Genomic DNA, 4,925 nt, shown 5'->3' on the forward strand with positions numbered 1-4,925 from the left:
ATAATTGTCTTCTCTGCCAGAGAAAATACTGTCGGTGTGACGAGAATGTTCTCGATATCGGTTTTCATATCCTGCTGCCGCATGCGTTCAATCAGCGTCACTGCCAATAGTGAATGCCCACCGAGTGCGAAGAAATTGTCGTGTCGGCCTATCGTCTCCAGACCCAGCAGTTCACTCCAGATCGCGGCAATTGCCTGTTCGATTTCGCCCTGCGGTGCTTCATACGCATGCGCCGCATAGGCCGTACCATCCGGTGCCGGCAATGCCTTGCGATCCAGCTTGCCATTCGGGGTCAGCGGCAGGCGATCCAACTGCACATAAGCGGCCGGCACCATGTAGTCCGGTAGCACAGCCGATAGCCAGTTGCGCAATGGCGCAGCATCGACACCCTCGGCGCCGACCCAATACGCCACCAGTCGTTTATCGCTAACTGTCGCATCTTCCAGCGCCACGACCACGCATTCGCGCACATCCGCATGTGCACTCAACCGCGCTTCGATCTCGCCCAGCTCGATGCGGAAACCACGGATCTTGACCTGATGATCGTTGCGTCCGACAAACTCGATCGTCCCGTCGGCACGCCAGCGACCTAGATCTCCAGTGCGATACATCCGCACCGTCGGATCGGTATTGAATGGATCGGCGAGGAAACGCGCGGCAGTCAAGTCGTCGCGATCCAGATACCCACGCCCCACGCCATCGCCACCGATATACAACTCGCCTACTACCCCAATCGGAGCCGGCGCACCGTATGCATCCAGAATGTAGATGCGCACATTGGCAATCGGACGACCAATCGGTGGCGCACCCGATGCACTCGCATCACATTCATGCACACACGCACAGACCGCCGTCTCCGTGGGACCGTACGCATTGATCAAGCGTCGTCCTTGGCTCCAACGCTTCACCATCGCAGCAGGCAGTACCTCACCTGCGACAACGACTGTTTGCAAAGAAACGAGTTCTTCAACATTTGACACTGTAGGCAACACTGTTGGCGGCAATGTTGCGTTGGTTATTTCATTCTTCTTGATTATTCCAGCAAAATCATCTCCTGCCAGAATTTGATTTCTGCATGGGATAAACAATGCACCACCCCAACAGATCGCCATCATGATTTCGAACGTACAAGCATCGAAACTGAAAGAGGCAAACTGCAAGACGCGACTATCCGGATTTAAGAGCAACGTTTGCTTCTGAGCGCAAGCCATGTTGACGACGCCGCGATGCTCGTTCATCGCTCCCTTGGGTGCACCGGTCGATCCGGAGGTGTAGACGACATACGCCAAATGGCGTGCGGTCAGGCCATTGGCGTGGCGGTCGGGATTATTGTCTGGCAGATGCGCCCAATGCTCACTGTCGGCTTGCAGATCGACGATCACCGCCGCAGTGGCACTGCATTCGACCAGGCTACGACTGGCGGCATCCGTCAGCACCGCCACCGCGCCGCAATCGGATTGCATATAGGCCAGCCGCTCCGGCGGATAGGCCGGATCCAGCGGTACATACGCACCACCCGCCTTCAGCACCGCCACCACCGCCACCACCATCTCCACACTACGCTGCACACAGATCGCCACGCGATCATCCGGGCGCACACCTAATCCGCGCAGGTAATGTGCCAACCGATTGGCTCGCGCATTCAACTCCGCATACGTCAGCGACACCTCACCCTGCACCACCGCGATGCCAGAGGGATCACGCGCGACCTGCGCCTCGAACAACTCGTGCACACAGGCATCGCGTGGATAATCGACCGCCGTTGCATTCCACTCCATCAACACTTGATGGCGCTCGGCCTCGTCCAGCAACGGCAGACGATCCACCGCCATATCTTCGGCGCCTTCGGCCACCATCGACGCCAATAGATGTCGCCAATGGCCCATCCACCGCTCCAGCGTCGCATGCTCGAACAACGCCGTGGCATAGGTCAGACTGCCCACGATCCCGTCCTCACTCTCTTCCAAGGACAATGACAGGTCGAACTGCGCGCTCGTCTGCATCGCACCCAGCCCACTGACCTCGAGTTCGCCAAGATCCAGCTCACCCTGCGGCGTGTTCTGCCACGCGAACATCACCTGGAACAGCGGCGCATGCGCCAGACTGCGCGGCGGCTGCACCAGTTCCACCACCTGCTCGAACGGGATGTCCTGATGTGCCTGCGCTTGCAGCGCACGTTCTTTCACAGACGCCAACAGTTGCGCCAGCGTCGGTGAACCCGACACCTCCACCCGCAACGCCAGCGTGTTCACGAAGAACCCGATCAGCCCTTCGGTCTCCGACCTCCCACGATTGGCCACCGGGCTACCAATGACAACATCGTCCTGTCCAGACAGACGCGACAACAACAGTGCCCAACTGGCCAGTAACGTCATATACAGCGTCAGCCCATGCCGCTGGCTCAGTGCCTTCAGCGCCTGCGCCTGCTGTGGCTCCACGACCACTTCCAACATCGCGCCGGCATGGTCCTGCCGCGCCGGACGCGGACGATCCGTCGGCAATTCCAGCAGTACCGGCGCACCGGACAGTGCCTCGCGCCAGTATGCGGCCTGTTGTTGCAACACCTCGCCCGCCAGCCATTGCCGCTGCCAGCTCGCATAATCGGCGTACTGGATCGGCAACGGCGGTAGCGGATCGGCTTCGCCACGGGCAAACGCCCGATACAGCAGGCTCAGCTCGTTGATCAAGATCCCCATCGACCACCCGTCCGAGACGATGTGGTGCATGGTCACGAAGAAAACGTATTCGTCTTGGGCGAGCTGTACCAGCACGCCACGGATCAACGGACCGCGTTCCAGGGCGAAGGGTGCTTGTGCCTCCTCGGCCAATAACTGCTCCAGCTTCGCCTCGCGCTCAGGCACATCACGCAGATCGTGAACGATCAACTGGAAGCCGCTGTCTTCGGCGGCAATCTGCTGCAATGCCTGCCCATCGATCAACGCGAAGGTCGTGCGCAACGATGCATGCCGCACCACGATGCGATCCAGCGCACGTTGCAGCGCTTGTGTCTCCAGCGCTCCGCGCAAGCGCAAACCACCACTGATGTGATACGCCTGACTGACGCCCTCGAACTGGGATAGGAACCAGAGCCGTTGCTGCGCGAAGGACAGCACCCGCGGCGCATCCGGCTCCAGCGGCAAGATCGGCGGCAAGATCGCGCCGGACGAAGACATCACACACGCGGCAAGCTGCTGGAGCGTGGCATGGGCAAACAACTCGGCCACGCCGATCTCGACATCGAGCTCCTGACGCAAGCGCGAAGCGACCCGTACCGCCAACAACGAATGCCCGCCGAGGGCGAAGAAGTTGTCGTGCCGACCAATCGTCTCCAGACCCAGCAAGTCACTCCAGATCGCGGCAATGGCCTGTTCGATTGCGCCCTGCGGTGCTTCATACGCACGCACCGCGTAGGCTGCGTCATCCGGCGCGGGCAATGCCTTGCGATCCAGCTTGCCGTTCGGAGTCAGGGGCAGCGCTTCCAATTGTACGTAGGCCGCCGGCACCATGTAGTCCGGCAGCACATCGGATAGCCAATTGCGCAAGGTTTCTGAGCCAAAATGCTCGGACCTCACATCTTCTGCACCGACCCAATACGCCACCAATCGCTTGTCGGCCCCTGCTGCCATCTCCAAAGCCACCACCACGCACTCGCGCACACTCTCATGCGCGCTCAGCCGTGCCTCGATCTCGCCCAACTCGATGCGGAAGCCACGGATCTTGACCTGATGATCGTTACGTCCGACAAACTCGATCACGCCGTCTACACGCCAACGTCCCAGATCGCCAGTGCGATACATCCGTGCCGTCGGATCGGCGCTGAACGGATCCGTGAGGAAGCGTTCGGTGGTCAAATCGTCTAAGTTGAGATAACCCAGGCCAACACCATCGCCAGCGATATATAGCTCGCCCACTATCCCAATCGGCACCGGCGCACCGTGTGTATCCAGAATGTAGATCCGCGTATTGGCGATCGGACGACCAATCGGAAGACTTCTTATACCATCATCAATCTCCCCCACCTCATAGGTGGCTGCGAAGGTCGTGGTTTCGGTCGGACCGTAACCATTCAAAAGATGTTGAGGGCCGTCGCCACCCAACAGAACCTTCGCCACTATTCTTGGATCAAGCGCATCGCCCCCAACCAGCAGATAACGCAAGCGGCTCAGGCAGCTTTTCATGCTTTCTGCGTATTGATGGAACAGCCCTGCCGTTAAGAACAGGATGGTCATTCCTTCGCGCTCGATCATCTCTGCCAACCGTACTGGGCTCAGCAAAACATCTGCTTCGATGACGACCATGCGCGCACCATTGAGCAACGCGCCCCAGACCTCCAACGTGGTCGCATCGAAACTCGGATTGGCGGCAAAAGCGACACGGTCGCTCGGATGGAACGGCAGATATCCGTTGTTCAATACGAGACGACTGATCCCCCGGTGCGGGATTTCGACCCCCTTCGGCAATCCTGTCGAACCGGAGGTATACATGACATAAGCGCTCGTATCGCCATATGAGCGCAATCCTGGATTGTCAGATTGCGCCGCGTTCACTGCGGCATCGTCAATGTTGACCCGTAAGACCTCAAGCGGCTCTGGCAAGATGGTATCCGTAACAACCAACACCCTAACGGCGCCGCAATCGGATTGCATATAGGCCAGCCGCTCCGGCGGATAGGCAGGATCCAGCGGCACATACGCACCGCCCGCCTTCAGCACCGCCAGCACCGCCACCACCATCTCGACACTACGCTGCACACAGATCGCCACGCGATCGTCCGGGCGCACACCCAATCCGCGCAGGTAATGTGCCAACCGATTGGCTCGCGCATTCAACTCCGCATACGTCAGCGACACCTCACCCTGCACCACCGCGATGGCCGAGGGATCACGCGCGACCTGCGCCTCGAACAACTCGTGCACACAGGCATC

1 pseudogene is annotated in these 4,925 nt (G+C 59.5%); it reads right to left on the reverse strand.

What is annotated here, in order from left to right:
- Positions 1-64 precede the first annotated feature (64 nt).
- Positions 65-4,916 (reverse strand): annotated as a pseudogene (locus tag XaFJ1_RS16500) (amino acid adenylation domain-containing protein); the annotation flags it as partial.
- Positions 4,917-4,925 lie beyond the last annotated feature (9 nt).

The organism is Xanthomonas albilineans (assembly GCF_009931595.1).
Lineage (GTDB): Bacteria > Pseudomonadota > Gammaproteobacteria > Xanthomonadales > Xanthomonadaceae > Xanthomonas_A > Xanthomonas_A albilineans.